The sequence below is a fragment of the Psychrobacillus sp. NPDC093180 genome, from assembly GCF_044754065.1.
Taxonomy (GTDB): domain Bacteria; phylum Bacillota; class Bacilli; order Bacillales_A; family Planococcaceae; genus Psychrobacillus.
Map to the genome: position 1 here is coordinate 211000 of NZ_JBIVOJ010000009.1, position 15116 is coordinate 226115.

General features: G+C 38.4%; 14 protein-coding genes. 3 read left to right on the top strand and 11 right to left on the bottom strand.

What is annotated here, in order from left to right; translation table 11 throughout:
• Window positions 1-23: 23 nt before the first annotated feature.
• Both ACIP9W_RS15235 and ACIP9W_RS15240 read right to left on the bottom strand, forming a co-directional pair.
• Window positions 24-500: a sigma factor-like helix-turn-helix DNA-binding protein gene (locus tag ACIP9W_RS15235; protein WP_400790996.1), complete on the bottom strand. Its 477-nt coding sequence runs from the start codon at window positions 498-500 to the stop codon at window positions 24-26.
• Window positions 501-624: 124 nt separating this feature from the next.
• A complete protein-coding gene (locus tag ACIP9W_RS15240) occupies window positions 625-822 on the bottom strand; it encodes an XtrA/YqaO family protein (RefSeq protein ID WP_282242669.1) in 198 nt (65 codons plus the stop codon).
• Window positions 823-1023: 201 nt separating this feature from the next.
• On the opposite strand from ACIP9W_RS15240, the gene ACIP9W_RS15245 reads away from it, so the two are divergent.
• Window positions 1024-1365: a helix-turn-helix domain-containing protein gene (locus ACIP9W_RS15245; RefSeq protein ID WP_142538921.1), complete on the top strand. Its 342-nt coding sequence runs from the start codon at window positions 1024-1026 to the stop codon at window positions 1363-1365.
• Window positions 1366-1378: 13 nt separating this feature from the next.
• On the top strand, window positions 1379-1837 hold the full coding sequence (locus tag ACIP9W_RS15250) for an ImmA/IrrE family metallo-endopeptidase (protein WP_400791000.1): 459 nt from the start codon (window positions 1379-1381) through the stop codon (window positions 1835-1837).
• A gap of 78 nt (window positions 1838-1915) precedes the next feature.
• Here ACIP9W_RS15250 and ACIP9W_RS15255 read toward each other — a convergent pair whose 3' ends face one another.
• The 7 genes from ACIP9W_RS15255 to ACIP9W_RS15285 form a co-directional block, all read right to left on the bottom strand.
• Window positions 1916-3217: a D-serine ammonia-lyase gene (locus tag ACIP9W_RS15255; RefSeq protein ID WP_400791003.1), complete on the bottom strand. Its 1302-nt coding sequence runs from the start codon at window positions 3215-3217 to the stop codon at window positions 1916-1918.
• Window positions 3218-3236: 19 nt separating this feature from the next.
• Window positions 3237-3680, bottom strand: coding sequence for a GNAT family N-acetyltransferase (locus tag ACIP9W_RS15260; RefSeq protein ID WP_282242673.1), 444 nt, complete (start codon window positions 3678-3680; stop codon window positions 3237-3239).
• A gap of 1276 nt (window positions 3681-4956) precedes the next feature.
• Entirely contained in the window at window positions 4957-5913 is a 957-nt protein-coding gene (gene trhO / locus ACIP9W_RS15265) for an oxygen-dependent tRNA uridine(34) hydroxylase TrhO (RefSeq protein ID WP_400791007.1), read from the bottom strand.
• 89 nt (window positions 5914-6002) lie between these two features.
• Window positions 6003-6449 (bottom strand): YaiI/YqxD family protein, encoded by a 447-nt coding sequence (locus ACIP9W_RS15270; RefSeq protein ID WP_282242675.1) that lies wholly within the window; start codon window positions 6447-6449, stop codon window positions 6003-6005.
• A 96-nt stretch (window positions 6450-6545) separates the two neighbouring features.
• The gene (locus tag ACIP9W_RS15275; protein WP_400791010.1) at window positions 6546-7631 is read right to left on the bottom strand and encodes an ABC transporter substrate-binding protein; all 1086 of its coding nucleotides are present in this window, start codon (window positions 7629-7631) and stop codon (window positions 6546-6548) included.
• A 12-nt stretch (window positions 7632-7643) separates the two neighbouring features.
• Window positions 7644-8423 (bottom strand): ABC transporter ATP-binding protein, encoded by a 780-nt coding sequence (locus tag ACIP9W_RS15280; protein ID WP_400791012.1) that lies wholly within the window; start codon window positions 8421-8423, stop codon window positions 7644-7646.
• A gap of 4 nt (window positions 8424-8427) precedes the next feature.
• Complete coding sequence (locus ACIP9W_RS15285) at window positions 8428-9249, bottom strand: ABC transporter permease (protein WP_400791014.1); 822 nt, start codon at window positions 9247-9249, stop codon at window positions 8428-8430.
• Window positions 9250-9406: 157 nt separating this feature from the next.
• Between ACIP9W_RS15285 and ACIP9W_RS15290 the strand changes: the two genes are divergently transcribed.
• Window positions 9407-10732 (top strand): M48 family metallopeptidase, encoded by a 1326-nt coding sequence (locus ACIP9W_RS15290; RefSeq protein ID WP_400791017.1) that lies wholly within the window; start codon window positions 9407-9409, stop codon window positions 10730-10732.
• 36 nt (window positions 10733-10768) lie between these two features.
• Here ACIP9W_RS15290 and ACIP9W_RS15295 read toward each other — a convergent pair whose 3' ends face one another.
• Window positions 10769-13849 (bottom strand): AAA family ATPase, encoded by a 3081-nt coding sequence (locus tag ACIP9W_RS15295; protein WP_400791020.1) that lies wholly within the window; start codon window positions 13847-13849, stop codon window positions 10769-10771.
• Entirely contained in the window at window positions 13846-15012 is a 1167-nt protein-coding gene (locus tag ACIP9W_RS15300) for an exonuclease SbcCD subunit D (protein WP_400791023.1), read from the bottom strand. Before ACIP9W_RS15300 ends, ACIP9W_RS15295 begins: the two co-directional genes overlap by 4 nt.
• Window positions 15013-15116: the final 104 nt, after the last annotated feature.

Here is a 15116-nt window from a genome sequence, read left to right on the forward strand (position 1 = left end):
TGGGTTTATACGTCAACCGTACGTCAAGAAACGAGTGCTTTGACTTTGTCTTTTGCACGATCAATGTATTGTTGAACCGTTCTCTTCTTAAGATTCAGCTCCTCTGCAATCTCTGTCAGACTCATCCCATATGCCATATGCATTAAATAGCATTGTCTCTCTCTATGTGAAAGCTCTATTAAGATCGAAATAATCTTCTGTTTTTGTTCTTCGCTTAAACTAGTTTGCTCAGTGTCCAATTCAATCGTTGGAAATAAATCCATATCCAATAATGCACGGCGTTGATATATAGACCTTTTATCTGTTCCATGAAGATTGCCTGGTCTTCTTCCTTTTTTCATCCATTCCAATGCGTAAGACATGTCGTCTATCATGCTATTAATAATTTTGATATCTGCATTGTCTTTAGGATTCAGTGGGTCCAATCGTTCTTTTAGATGCTCCAGCTCTTTTCTATGGTAGGTATATTCTTTTATCAATTTTTCGGCCCAATTCAACATAGGAAACTCCTCCTTTTTTAATAAAACCTATAAAAAAGAGGACAACAAAAGACCAGCAAGATGCTGAAATCGTTTGTTGTCCTCCAGATGACTGGTGGGACTATTATGATTGTTTATTTAATAATTAAAAATCCTCTCCCTCGTTCCATTTTACACGTACAACTTTTCCTTGATGTGTTTTAATCGTCGTATCAGCAAATGCTGGCAACTCTGTCATTTTTGCAGTATTTTTACTAATCACTACGATGCATGGATTCGGAATTTCTTTTGTATTGAGATTGATATTGCCATTTGAATCTACTTCTACATCTTTCATTCTCATACATATCTCTCCTCACTATTTCCGAAAACGGAACAAAAATAGAACGTTAGTTCTTATTAGGGTGAATCTATCATATAATTAATAGAAACCTCTGTCAACAAAAAAGTTCCCAAAACGGAACAAATTATTTTACTTTGTTGCATTTAAGGAATTATTGAGTTAGAATTCTGACTATAGATAATATGTAAGGAGATTACAGCTGTGAAGAACTTCGGAACATTATTAAAAGAGCTAAGACTGAACAGAAAACTCACTATCGAACAATTAGCTGATTCTTTAAATTCAAAATTTGATAGCAAAATTAGTAAAAGCTCTATAAGTCGTTGGGAAAATGGCGAAGCAGATCCTAAGTTGGAATATGTGCGATTACTTGCAGATTTTTTTCAAGTTCCAGGTCAGTACTTCTTAGGAGAAGACTCAGAAAAAATCTTGGATAGCCAGAAAATCGTAACCATTGCAGCGCATATTGATGAAGACGTCACAGAGGAAGAAATGGAAGACATTAAGAAATATATTGAGTTTATTAAATCGCAACGCGGATAAATGAGGTGTATATATGACGTATGATCGACTAAAAATGGAGTACCCACATATTAAAATCATTGAAAAAGCTTTACCTAAGGGTCTCCCAGGTTTATATTATGATAACGTCATTGAAATTGATATATTTAAAGATAAATATGAAAAGCATTGTATTTTAGCAGAAGAGCTTGGTCATTACGAAACGACCTATGGAGACATTACAGATTTAAATGATATGAGAAGTGTAAAACTAGAACAAATTGCTCGAAGATGGGGCTATGAAAAAATTGTTTCTTTGGATCAGCTAATTGATTGCTACGAAAAAGGGCAAACAACACTGGAAGAAGTGTGCACGAACCTTGAAGTAACTCCCGAGTATTTAAAAAACGTTATCGATTATTATATTGAAAAATATGGTCTCTTTAAATTACACAAAGAGTACAGGATTACCTTTGAGCCACTTAATATTAAGAGGATAGAAAAAGAAGATTAAATAAAGGAAAAGGATGACTTAAAGGCAATTCCACCTCTAAGTCATCCCTACCTTTAGAAAAGTAAATAAGAACACTTACTAATTAAGTAATCGTTTTCCTTTTTCGTAGTACACTTCTTTTACATGCTCTGGAACCATTCCTCCACCAGTTGCCCAGGCAATATGTGTCGCATTATTCAAAGCAACTCCATTGCTCGCTAGATGAATTGGTCCTGTCATTCCAGCAAGTGCAGATGGTTCTAAATAAATTTGTTCTGTATCCGCAAATAGTGCGAGCAGTGTATACATTTTTTCATCACTAATCGTATAGCTTCCGCTTAATAGCTGCTCCAATGTTTTTCCGACAAATCCAGAAGGACGACCAACGGCTAAACCATCTGCGTCGGTTTTGTTGTCTAAGCCTATTTCATCTACCGCTATATCTTCATGTAATCCCGTCATCATTCCAAGCAGCATACACGGTGAATGAGTTGGTTCAGCAAAGTAGCAATGCACATGGTCTCCGAACAAAAGTTTCAAGCCGAACGCCACCCCACCAGGACCTCCACCAACACCACAAGGTAGATAGACAAACAAAGGATGATCTTGATCTACTTTTTTCCCTTGCTGCTCCAATTGTTTCTTTAATCTACTTGCTGCAACTGCATAGCCCATAAATAAGTCAGTAGAATTTTCGTCATCTATAAAAAAGCATGTCGGGTCTTTTTCCGCTTGTTTTCTACCTTCTTCCACAGCGATACTGTAGTCGGAATCATACTCGATGACCTCTACCCCTTTTTCTCGTAGCATATCTTTTTTCCATTGCTTCGCATCGCTAGACATATGAACGGTCACATGGAAACCAATTTTTGCGCTCATTATTCCAATACTTAGTCCAAGGTTACCTGTTGAGCCAACTGCAATAGAATATTTTGAGAAAAATTCTTGCATTTCTTTGTCTGCAAGAACAGCGTAATCGTCAGTTTCCTTTAGTAAACCTTCACGAATGGCAAGTGTCTCCGCAGTTTTCAACACTTCGTAAATGCCTCCACGTGCTTTAATAGAACCGGAAATTGGTAAGTTACTGTCGCACTTCAATAAAAGCTCTCCGTTGAAATCTATTTGAAATAACTCTTTCATCGCGGTAGCCATTGCTGGTATTTCTACAAGTGGTGATTCAATAATGCCGTTTGATTTCACTGTTTCCGGAAAGGCAATTTGTAAGTAAGATGCAAATCGATCTAGGCGATCGCTTGCATCCTGTACCATTTCACTCGTTACAGATAGACTGTTCAAGGCATCTTCTGTTATTGTCAAATTTGGATTAAACCAAATCACTTCTTCTGCTTTTTTCATTTTTTCAATTAAAGGAAATTGCTCGATTAAATTCTGTCTACTCATCGTTGTCTAACCCTTTCTACTATAAGCTATACACATGTGTTATATCAGGTGAACGTTCGTCAAATTGGAATCCATTGGCACGGTAAAATGCATCCGCTTTTGCTGATTCTGTTTTCGTTGTAATTTCATTGAACTGTCCTCTTGCATGGACGAAAAGCGCATGAAAAAGTTCACTTCCAATTCCTTTTCTGCGATAGGATGGTAATGTATAGGCTCTTTGTAGCCTGGCAGCTGAAGCATCCTTGCTCTTCGTATTTCGATTTAATCCTCCAATTGCAACGAGTTCTTCCCCATCCCATGCACCAAAAAGCGCTTCTCCTTGTTCGCTAAATCGATTCGTACCATCTTCATATTCAGAAGCAAGTCTCGATACGAAACGATAGCCTTCTTTTTCGCTTTCTTTAATTAGTCTGGATACGTCTACTTCATTTAAATCAGAAATCTTTTTCACTTCGATTGCCATGTAAGTTCCCCCATTCCATTTTTAAAAACGAATTCCTTACTAGTATTCAATATATGTAAGCAGTTTCCCTTTAAATTATTAAAAACAAAAGACATTATTACTGGCACAAGTGCCTATGTCTGCCTTATAGGACAAATGAAAATAAGTAATGATATTAGGATGTCGCACATAATAGGATAACTGTGCGGTAAATATCGACGTCTCACTCTGAGTTTTTAAGAAATTGTTGTTTTCCATGTCTGATTGATTGCTCTTATCCATTAACTGGATAATATGACAGAGAGATAATTCGAATTATAGGACCAATATTTCTTACAGCTTGCCGAAATACCATACTTGACTTCTGCTAGGAGCGGACGCCGAAGTTATACGAGCGCTTGGCGTTTGGTTAGGAGCGGTTACTGAAAGTTTACGAGCGCATAAGACGTATGTATGAGCGCAAACAGTTTTTACGAGCGCTTGGCGGTTGTTTTAGAGCGGATACCGATAGTTTACGAGCGCATAAGACGTCTGTATGAGCGCAAACAGTTTTTACGAGCGCTTGGCAGTTGTTTTCGAGCGGATACCGGTAGTTTACGAGCGCATGAGACGTCTGTGTGAGCGCAAGTAGTTTTTACGAGCGCTTGGCGGTTGTTTTAGAGCGGATACCGATAGTTTACGAGCGCATGAGACGTCTGTATGAGCGCAAACAGTTTTTACGAGCGCTTGGCAGTTGTTTTCGAGCGGATACCGATAGTTTACGAGCGCATGAGACGTATCTTATGAGCGCAAACAGTTTCTACGAGCGCTTTGCGGTTGTTTTCGAGCGGATACCGGTAGTTTACGAGCGCATGAGACGTCTGTGTGAGCGCAAGTAGTTTTTACGAGCGCTTGGCGGTTGTTTTGGAGCGGATACCGATAGTTTACGAGCGCTTGAGACGTATCTATGAGCGCAAACAGTTTTTACGAGCGCTTGGCAGTTGTTTTGGAGCGGATACCGATAGTTTACGAGCGTATGAGACGTATCTATGAGCGCAAGTAGTTTTTACGAGCGCTTGGCAGTTGTTTTAGAGCGGATACCGATAGTTTACGAGCGCATGAGACGTATCTATGAGCGGAAGTAGTTTTTACGAGCACTTGGCGTTTGGTTAGGAGCGGATACCGTGGATTTACGAGCGCATGGAAAGTATGTATGAGCGCAAACAGTTTTAAGGAACTGATCAGCATGCAATAAAGCTTAAAGTTTCCTAAAAACCAAAAATCCCGCATTGCTTGGGCAAGGCGAGATTTTGAGATATTATACTGTTGCTTCAATAACAGCTAGTCTTTGTGCTACTTCTTCTTCGGAAAGATTATGCTCTACTTTGTAGCGGTTACGTGGGTGTACACGGCACTCGTGAGAGCAGCTACGAAGATATTTGTGTTCGTTTTCTTCTGAGCAAAGAATTTTGTCATTACATTCTGGATTTGCACAGTTTACGTAGCGTTCACATGGTTCACCTGTAAAATGATCTTTCCCTACAACAACATGTTCTACTTGGTTGATTGGAACAGCGATACGCTCGTCAAATACGTACATTTGACCATCCCATAATTGACCGCGAACTTCTGGGTCTTTTGCGTATGTTGCAATCCCACCATGTAGTTGGGCAACATCTTCGAATCCTTCCCGCACTAACCAGCCCGAGAACTTTTCACAACGAATTCCGCCTGTACAGTATGTTAAAACTTTTTTGCCTTCGAACATTTCTCTGTTCTCTAGCATCCATTCTGGAAGATCGCGGAAGTTGCGAATATCTGGACGAATTGCCCCACGGAAGTGTCCTAGGTCAAATTCATAATCATTTCGAGCATCGATTACTATTGTATCTTCTGCTTGCATTTGTTCAAAAAACTCTTTTGGAGAAAGGTATTTTCCTGTTAATTCATTTGGATTGATATCGTCTGCTAATCCTAAGTGAACGATTTCTCGTTTAGGACGAACATGCATTTTTTTAAACGCGTGTCCTTCTGTTTCATCTATTTTATACACCATGTCAGCAAAACGATCGTCTGCTTTCATCATGTTGATATACGCATCGGTTTGTTCAATTGTTCCCGAGCACGTGCCGTTAATTCCTTCATCTGATACTAAAATACGCCCTTTTAACCCAATTTCTTTACAAGCAGCAAGATGTTCTTGTGCGAATGTTACTGGATCTTCAATCGGGACATATTTATAGTAAAGTAATACTCTGTATGCATTTGTTTCCATTTTTTACTCCACCTTTTCTAATTTTGTCCACCGTACAGTATAACAAAATTAGAGTTGGTTGTTAACTATTACGATTGAATTCGCAACAGTCAGTCTTTCACTGCTACTTTACAAAGTTCTGTAAAGCTTCTTTCAAATTTTTCATTGTCTTCTTTTTGGCGTTTCCTTGGTCCTTTTAATCTTCCGCCAGCTTGCCTAATTTTTTTGGACATATGGCGACTATCTAATAACTGGTCAATATTTTCATGTGTATACCAACGTCCATTTTGATCGATTGCGAAGCCTTGTTTTGCTAATACCATTGCCGCAAGGCCGTAATCCTGTGTGACAACAATATCACCTTTTTTCACTCGATTCACTAGCACAAAGTCCACCGCGTCAGCACCTTTAGAGACCATTACCGTTTCTGCTCCATCTCTTTGCATATAGTGGGCAGTGTCACATAGTAATGTAACTTTTAAATTAAACTTTTTTGCTACCGCGATTGTCAAATCTACAACTGGACATCCATCTGCATCTACTAAAATACTCACCATTTTACGCACCTCACCCAAATGTCCTTTTTACCACATTGTATTACATATTTTCATGGAAAGCATAATGTAAGAAAAAAGCGCCCACTACCGGACGCTTTATCGTTCATATGCTCCTAATATTTCTACTGCTTTTTCTGTGATAGACGTCTCAACGGCTTTATCAAAATCAACGTCCCCACTTATTGCGCCATTTGCTTTATATGCATCGTACTGCTTTATGACATCATCTAAAAACATTTTACCATCTGGGTCCAGACCTGTTACAAATACTTTTTCCCATAATGCTGGATCTTTTAAAGCAGTATGCTTTGTCATAATATCAATTATTTCTTTTTTTCCTTCATCTTTAATGAAAGCATCGTTATAGTCACGTACCCCTTTTAAGTAAGCAGCCATAAAGCGTAATGACACATTTTTTTCGTCATTCATGAATTGAGGTGATCCTAGTACGAGAGCAATTTGAGATTCAGGAGCATAGTCTGTTGCGTCTCCAAAACGAAGGTGTAAGTCATTTTCAATTCCTTGTGTGATAAGCGGTTCAATTTGTAGTGCGGCGTCAATCGAACCATTGTCTATTGCACCTAGCATACTACCAAAATCCCCTAGTAACACAAGCTCTACATCATCTTGTGTTAAACCAGCATGTTTTAACATTTCTAAGTAAATATATTCATCGATTGAATTTTTCGAAGAGATAGCAATACGTTTCCCTTTGAAATCTTCGTATTCTTTTATAACATCTTTCATATGATTACCTATTACAAACGTAAAGTACGATTTACCTGGTACATTATGTCCTTTATCAGCAATTATTTTTACATCGATTCCTTGGGCAATCGCATTAAAGAATGATGCAGTGGATACGCCACCTGCTATATCTACTTCGCCAGATGCAAGCGCTGGAAGCATCTCATCACTATTTGCAAACTGGGCAAATTCTACTTCAATATTATAATCTTCGAAATATCCTTTTTCTTTTGCTATATAAAACCCGGCTCCAGATGCTGCACCATCTTCAGCGATCCGCACTTTCACTTTCTTATCAAGTGGCGCCAAATCTCCTGAAGGGTTATTTGTATTTACCTCATCGTCGTATACATCTTCGCTCTCTTTTTCTTTAGAACTACAAGCACCTAGTAAAAGCACTATGGATGCAAATAGTATGAACCAACGCTTTTTCACAAGCTTCCTCCCTTATCCTCTAGACCTTTGTACTTCTTGTTGTAAATGATTCCAAATAGCAATAAATTGCTCCGCCATCTCTGCATTTGCTCGCACTTGCTCCATCGTTCTCGGTCTTGGTATGGGGACCTTAATTTCATTGACGATTTTTCCGGGGTGCGCGCTCATTAATACAATCCGGTCGCTTAGCAGTAACGCTTCATCAATGCTATGCGTAATAAATAACACTGTTTTTTTCGTTTCGGACCAAATAGAAAGTAATTCTTCTTGTAAAATGAATTTGTTTTGTTCATCAAGTGCTGCAAATGGTTCATCCATTAGTAAAATTTCAGGGTCGTTTGCAAAAGCTCTCGCAATACTTATCCTTTGCTTCATGCCCCCCGATAGCTCATTCGGATAAAGCTTAGAAAAGTTTCTTAGACCCACTTTTTTCAAATATATATCCGTTTGCTTACGAATAAATTCCTTCGATAAATGACGCATATTAAGCCCGAAAGCCACATTTTCTTCGACCGTCAACCAAGGAATAACTCCTTTTTCTTGGAAGACCATCGACTGCAAAGGGCGAAAATCAGAATCTGCTGCAATTGTAAATTGACCAGAACTTGGATGCTCCAAACCTGCAAGTATGCGTAATAGAGTTGTCTTTCCACAACCACTCGGTCCGACTAGACAAACAAACTCTCCTTCTTTTACTTCGAGAGATACATTTTTAAATGCTGTCACACTATTATTTTTCTTGTAAAACACCTTCGTTAAATCTTCAATAGAAATTTTCACATCATTACTCACCTATTCACCTCCATGGGACAATTTTCTTTTGCAGCCCACGTAGGAGAAGGGAAAATAGAAATCCAAAGAAGGAGATGAGTATTAAACCAACGAACATTTCTTTTAACATAAATGCTTTATAAGAGGTCCATATTAAATACCCGATTCCTGACGTGGCTCCCATCATTTCCGCAGCAACGATTGTAAGCAGTGCAATTGCCTGCCCCATTTGAATGCCTTCTAGCATGACAGGGAGTGCACCCGGAAATGCTATTTTGAAGAAAAAATCTTTCGGACTTGCCCCGTAATTTTTTGCAACGTCTAAATGCACTTTTTCTATATTGAGAACACCTGCAACGGTATTAATAACAACTGGGAAAAATACGCTTCCTGCAATCGTTACTATTTTAGAGAAGTCTCCTATTCCAAAGAAAATAATAATGATAGGGAGTAGTGCTAGCGTAGGTATTGGCATTAGCGCCATCACAATTGGGGATATAAAATGTCGAATTGGTGCATACAATCCCATCAGTAGGCCAATGACTACCCCTGGTATAACGCCGAGTAAAAATCCTGCTGCAATTCTAGACAAAGATACGGAAACATGTGTCCATAAAAGTCCGTTCGTTGCCAGTTCGAAAAATGTAGATACAATGGCAGACGGCGGTGGGAAAAATCGAATATCCAAAATTCCCGTTCGAGAGCATATTTCCCAAATCAAAAGAATTAGAATAGGTGAAATAATCGTTAATAGTTGCTTGCTTCGCTCTTTTACTTGTTGCTTTTTCCATTCCTGTTGCTCGGTTTCGTAGGGATCGAATAGTCCGTTCCCTTTTTCATCGCGCATTTTTCACCACCTCTTCTCAAAATAATATGTCGTATGTCGGGAATGTGTGAAAGATGCGTAAAATACTAGCTGGAGCCTATTTTTAAAGAATATTCAATTTGACAAAATACACATTATTTGGTAAGTTTATAAATATTTTTAAGGGGAGGTAATGAAATTGTCGCCAAGAGAATTAATGTCTAATAGAGAAATGCCATATTTCGTTATTAGTCTTATTTTCAGTGTCCTATTATACATACTTGCTATCTTATCTTTATTTGGAATTGCTATCTTACTAGTTTTATTTGCATTTTTACTCTATGCCAACATGATTATGCTTGGATCCATTCGAGGAAATGGCGTACGTATTAGTGAAAGGCAGTTTCCAGACATCTATGAACGAGTAGTCTCTTTATCTACTGAGATGGGTCTAAAAAAAGTACCCGATGTCTTCGTTATTCATTCGGAAGGTGCATTTAATGCATTTGCTACAAGATTTCTAGGAAGAAATATGGTTGTCATTTATTCAGAAGTGTTTGAGCTTGCTAGGGAACGTGGAGAGGCAGAACTTGATTTTATCATTGCGCATGAGCTTTCCCATGTAAAAAGAAGACATGTGTGGAAGAATATTTTAATCATGCCTGCTCAGTTTATACCATTTCTTTCCCAAGCATATAGTCGATCTTGTGAGTATACCTGTGACCGGGAAGCGGCTTACTATATACAAAATGGGGAAGCTGCCAAACGAGCCCTTACAATCCTTGGCGTTGGAAAACAATTATATACAGAAGTAAATGAGGATGCTTTTCTGGAACAAATTCATACGGAATCGAATGTTGCCGTATGGTTAAGTGAAGTATTATCTAGCCATCCGCTGTTACCTAAACGAGTGCAAGCTGTTGGGAACTTTATGCGAGTAGAAGGCACACCTACCTACTATTCTAACTCCACAAAAATTGCCTTGGGCATTGGGGCTCTCTTTGGTATTTTCTTTGTTTGTTATATTGCAGTCATTGCCCTAATTACAGCTGGTTCTTTAACGTATGCAAGTTTGTTTTCTGGAAGCGTATTTGATGAATTATCTTCGGAAAATGAATTATCTGCAGAAGAGGATTATTTAAATAGCGATTATTCATTAACATTAACCCCGCTCATGGAAGCTGTTTCAAATGGAGATGACAGCACGGTTAGAGATCTCCTATCTAGCGGGGCTGATTTAGAAGAGGTGGATTCAGAGAACACCACTGCTCTTCACTATGCAATTTACGGCGACAATATAGCAATGGCAGAACTATTATTAGTTAGAGGAGCTAATCCAAATACAGCCGATGATTATACTAATGCGTTAACAGCTGCTTTGGAAGCTGAAAACTTGGAGATGGCTTCCCTTCTATATGAGCACGGAGCAAATCCAACAATCAAGGATCCACAGGGTTATTCAGCCTTAGACATGCTTGGTGTGAGTAGCGAAGAGGATTTTTTAAATATAATTAATAATAATTAACTAAAAGGTGAGTCTAGCAATTAGACTCACCTTTTTCTATTTAATAACAAATTTTGTTTTACTATATCCTTCTTTTGCTTTCTCTACTTCTAAAATAGCTGGCATGGATGCTTTAAGCTCCGCAACATGGGAAATAACGCCAATCATGCGTCCGGATTTTTGTAAATCAACTAATGTGTCAATTGCTTTGTTCAATGATTCCTCGTCAAGTGAACCAAACCCTTCATCGATAAACATCGTATCAATCCGAATACTTCCTTGGAAGCTTTGAATGACATCAGCCATTCCAAGTGCTAGACATAGCGATGTATTAAACTTTTCACCACCCGAGAGTGTTTTAACATCCCTCGTTTGACCTGTATAGGCATCATACACATCCAATCCAAGTCCACTTTGTTTGCCATGTGTTTCTTGTCGTTCACTTCGAAGCAATTGGAATTGACCATTCGACATATGCTTTAATCGCTCATTTGCAGCAGCGATGATTTGCTCTAAATATTCAATTTGCACATAACGCTCAAAGGAAATTTTCAAATGATTTTGTCCGCGTAGCATATCGTACAAATCGACTATTCGATGCAATTGCTGCTCTAATCCCGCAATTCGTTCGCTTGTAGCAACAATTTTTTCCTCTAATATACGTCCTGCTTTTTCATATTCTTTTGTGCTATTTAAAGCATTTAGGGCTTGTTCGTATGTTTCCTTTAACTGAACAAGTTCTTCTTCTAATGGTGCAAGCTCAACTTTCACTTTCTTAGCTAGCTGTTGTCTTCCTTCTTTTACTTGCTCTGTTAACGTATGAACCGTTTGTTTATACGCCATGCATTGTTCTTTTAGCACCATTCGTTCTTTTTCGGATAGCTTAGCTGCTTTATATGCATCAACCGATTCAAAAGACGCTCTTACTAATGCTTCTTGGAAGTTCTCAAACGCTTTATCACGCTTTTCTTTTGTTTCCTTTTTAGCCGCATCAGCATGTTCAAGTGTTAAAATTGCTTTCGTACAATCATCTTGAGCAAACTTCAGTCTATTCTGTGCTTTCTCCCATGCATGTTCTAATGCTTCTTTTTGTCGTCTGGCCTCCAGCAATTGAATTTGGAGCTCCTGTAAACTGGAGATATGTGCTGGAATCGCTGTTTTTTTCGATTCATATACGGCCTTTGCTGATTCTAATAGTCCGTTTTGTTGTTGATAATTCATCTCCAACTGATTTTTTTCTTGTTCCAACTCCTCAACTTTGGCAAGCAAGTCTTTATAAGGTTGTTTTAATAAAGAGAGCTTACTTTTTTCTACTCGAAGTGCAGACACATCTGTTTCTAACTGTTTTAGTTCCCCTGATACTTGCTCTGCTTGTTCCATATTAACTTGGAGCTGCTCTAATCGCTTTTGTAGATTTTGTAGCTGATTGTTTGATGCTTCTTTGTTTGCAAGTATGGTTAACCATTTTGTTTCTTGTTGCGTTAACCTTTCTTTTAGAAGGCGTAATGCTTCTTCGTTCACAGACTCTTCATGTGAATCCACACTAGTTGTATGATGCTCCTTACTGCCACAAACGGGGCAAGGTTCATCTGGAAGTAGTTTGGATGCTAAAATGCTTGCTTGGTTGCTCATCCATTTTCGTTCTTCTGTGTCATATGCTTTTTTCATTTCCCGAAAGAGGCTTTGTTGTTCTATTTCCTTTTCCATAAGTGCTTGTAATTCTTTTTCTTTCGCCAAGTATTCTTGTATTGCGGTGTGCTGCTCCTGTAATAGGCTAAGTTGTTGAACTTTTGTATCAAGCGGCTCCACAAGGTCTTCTAGCTTATCAATCACGCTTTTTTGCTCTGTAGAAGCTTCTTTTTCTTTGTGGAAAAGCATGGATTTCTCATCTAATTGACTTGTTACCGATGCTGTACTTTTCTCCAGCAAAAGCATTTCTCTTTTCTTTGTTTCCAGTTCTTCAAATAAAGGTACTAATCCGTTTAACTGAATTACAGCTTCAACGCTTTTCTCTCGTACTCCTTTTTTACTTACCTCCTCGTTATAGATAATATTTACTTTCTCAAGGGTTTCTTCTGCTCTAGTCATTTCATCTCGTGCTAATCCAAGCAACGTTTCTTTGTTTTGTACTTCCTTTTGGAGATCCGAATAATAAGTTTCAATTGCTTCTATCGTACTCGCACGTTCGGCTGCTTCTAGTTGTCTTTGTTTGTGAGCGTACACTTCATTTTGTTCTTTTAAACTTTCAAGTTGCTGTTCTTTTGTTTCAAGCTCTTGGAATCTTTCGTTTGTCACTTTTGCTTCATAATAGGCAACTTGTTTCGCTTCGTGTTGTGTGTAAGCCTCTTTATACATGGATTCGTCTAGCTGAATCTTTTCTTTGTAAAAGTTCGTTTCTTCTTTCAAAGCATCGACTAATTGATACGTATTAAAGCTACTAGACTCGATCAATTCAAACACACTCGATTCTCGCACTGGGAAGGAAGCTAAAATTTGCTCGGTATAACCATTTCGCGTTAGCTCTTCTTTTTTTAGTTCCGCTTCTGCAATAAGTTTTTTGTCTTTCAACTTCTCACTAATCATTTTATACGGTTCTGTTTTGAATATTTTACGTAAAATAGCTTCTTTGTTTTCCGTTGGGGAAGTGAGAAGTTTTCTAAATTCACCTTGGGGTAGCATCACAATTTGGCTGAATTGGTCAAGTGTTAGTCCTATTATTTCTTCTACTTTTTTATTAATTTCGGATACAATTTGTCTCTCGACTACCGGTACCTCTCCTGTTTCTTGTAATTCGAAAAATTCATAGCGTTCGCCAGTTGCACTTTTATTTCCTTTTTTCACATGTGAAAGCTGTCGTAAAATGCGATACTTTTGGTTATGTATTTCAAATATCAACTCGACAGCAGTATGTGTATCGTCTGTAGCAAAATCGCTTCGCATTATTTTAGTATCGCGTCTATCTTCACCGCTTCCAGACCCATATAATGCAAAACAAATTCCATCAAAGATAGTCGTTTTACCAGCTCCGGTTGCACCGGAAATAACAAATAGGCGATTGTCTTTTAACTCTGTAAAATCAATCGTCTCCGAAAACTTATATGGACCAAAAGCGGTCATTGTCAGTTGGAGTGGCTTCAAGCTTTCTCTCCTCCTTCTCGTTCTTCCAGGATTGTTTGGCCAAGCACCTCTTTAAATAATGCCTCTGTTTCCTCCGTAGGCATTTTTCCGCTTAGTTCTTCATAAAATGCTTGAAACAGCGTAAAGTCGTCCATCTTTCTTCGAGGCATTGTTTCACTGTCCGCAGCTGTAATTTGTGCGCGAAATACTTTTCTTTCCACATGCATTGCATTCGGATAGACTGTTCGGATTTGTTCCATCGGCGATAAAATAGGCGTCTCATCAAGCAGTTTCACAAAAACAAAATCTTCACTTACCGGTTGCTTTAATATATCTTGCATATATCCTTCTACTGTCCGCATATCACGATTCGGTGTTAATAATCTCTTTTCTATCGTTACATTTCCTACTTCATCCAGTTCCACTATAAAGAAACCTTTTTTATGATACTCTTCTGAAATGGAGTATTTTAAAGGAGATCCCGCGTATTGAATCGTCTCGTTTAAAACATAGTGTGCCTGGTGAAGATGTCCAAGGGCCGTATAATGAAAGTTTTTAAAAAGGGCTGCATCTACATACTCTGCTCCTCCTATTGCAAGTGGACGCTCTGATTCACTCGTATTATCTTCCTCTTGCCCATGAGGAGTTACGAATGCATGTCCTACAAAAACATGTCTTATCGAAGGATCTGCTTGTTTTTCTATTTCCTTTATGATTGCTTTCATCGCAGTTTGATGACTTGTAACAGACTCATCCTCTAAAATATGACGTACTTGAGAAGGATCAGTATATGGGATTAAATGAAAGCAAACTTCACCGTATGCATCTTTTAATATGACTGGTTTTGGTTCTTTTGTTAGTTGACCTACTATATGTAAACCTGTTTCTTTCATCAGTTTACTTCCAAAGTTCAATCGTCCAGGGCTATCATGATTTCCTGCAATACTAAGCACAGGAGTGTCCCGTTTTAAAACGATTTCGGCGAGCATTTCATCTAGTAAATTTACCGCTTCTGTAGGCGGAACAGCACGGTCATATAAATCACCAGCGATAATAACAGCGTCCGGCTTTTCTTGATCGATAGCTTTTATAAATTGTTTTAATACAAATTGTTGTTCTTCCGTCATGTATACACCTTGCACTAGTTTTCCTAAGTGCCAGTCTGCTGTATGAAAAAATTTCAATGCAAAGTCCCCTTTCGGTATTCAATATATCTATTTTAACAGATGAAAGCGCTTGTAAAATATGGAATTATCATAAATTTCAGTGCACCTTATTGCTTGACATG

Bases quoted from the DNA above. Each gene is read 5' to 3' on its own strand.
- ACIP9W_RS15270 (WP_282242675.1), bottom strand. From the start codon at position 6,449: ATGGTGAGTATTTTAGTAGATGCAGATGGATGTCCAGTTGTAGATTTG.
- ACIP9W_RS15235 (WP_400790996.1), bottom strand. From the start codon at position 500: ATGTTGAATTGGGCCGAAAAATTGATAAAAGAATATACCTACCATAGA.
- trhO (WP_400791007.1), bottom strand. From the start codon at position 5,913: ATGGAAACAAATGCATACAGAGTATTACTTTACTATAAATATGTCCCG.
- ACIP9W_RS15250 (WP_400791000.1), top strand. From the start codon at position 1,379: ATGACGTATGATCGACTAAAAATGGAGTACCCACATATTAAAATCATT.
- ACIP9W_RS15240 (WP_282242669.1), bottom strand. From the start codon at position 822: ATGAGAATGAAAGATGTAGAAGTAGATTCAAATGGCAATATCAATCTC.
- ACIP9W_RS15285 (WP_400791014.1), bottom strand. From the start codon at position 9,249: ATGCGCGATGAAAAAGGGAACGGACTATTCGATCCCTACGAAACCGAG.
- ACIP9W_RS15255 (WP_400791003.1), bottom strand. From the start codon at position 3,217: ATGAGTAGACAGAATTTAATCGAGCAATTTCCTTTAATTGAAAAAATG.
- ACIP9W_RS15260 (WP_282242673.1), bottom strand. From the start codon at position 3,680: ATGGCAATCGAAGTGAAAAAGATTTCTGATTTAAATGAAGTAGACGTA.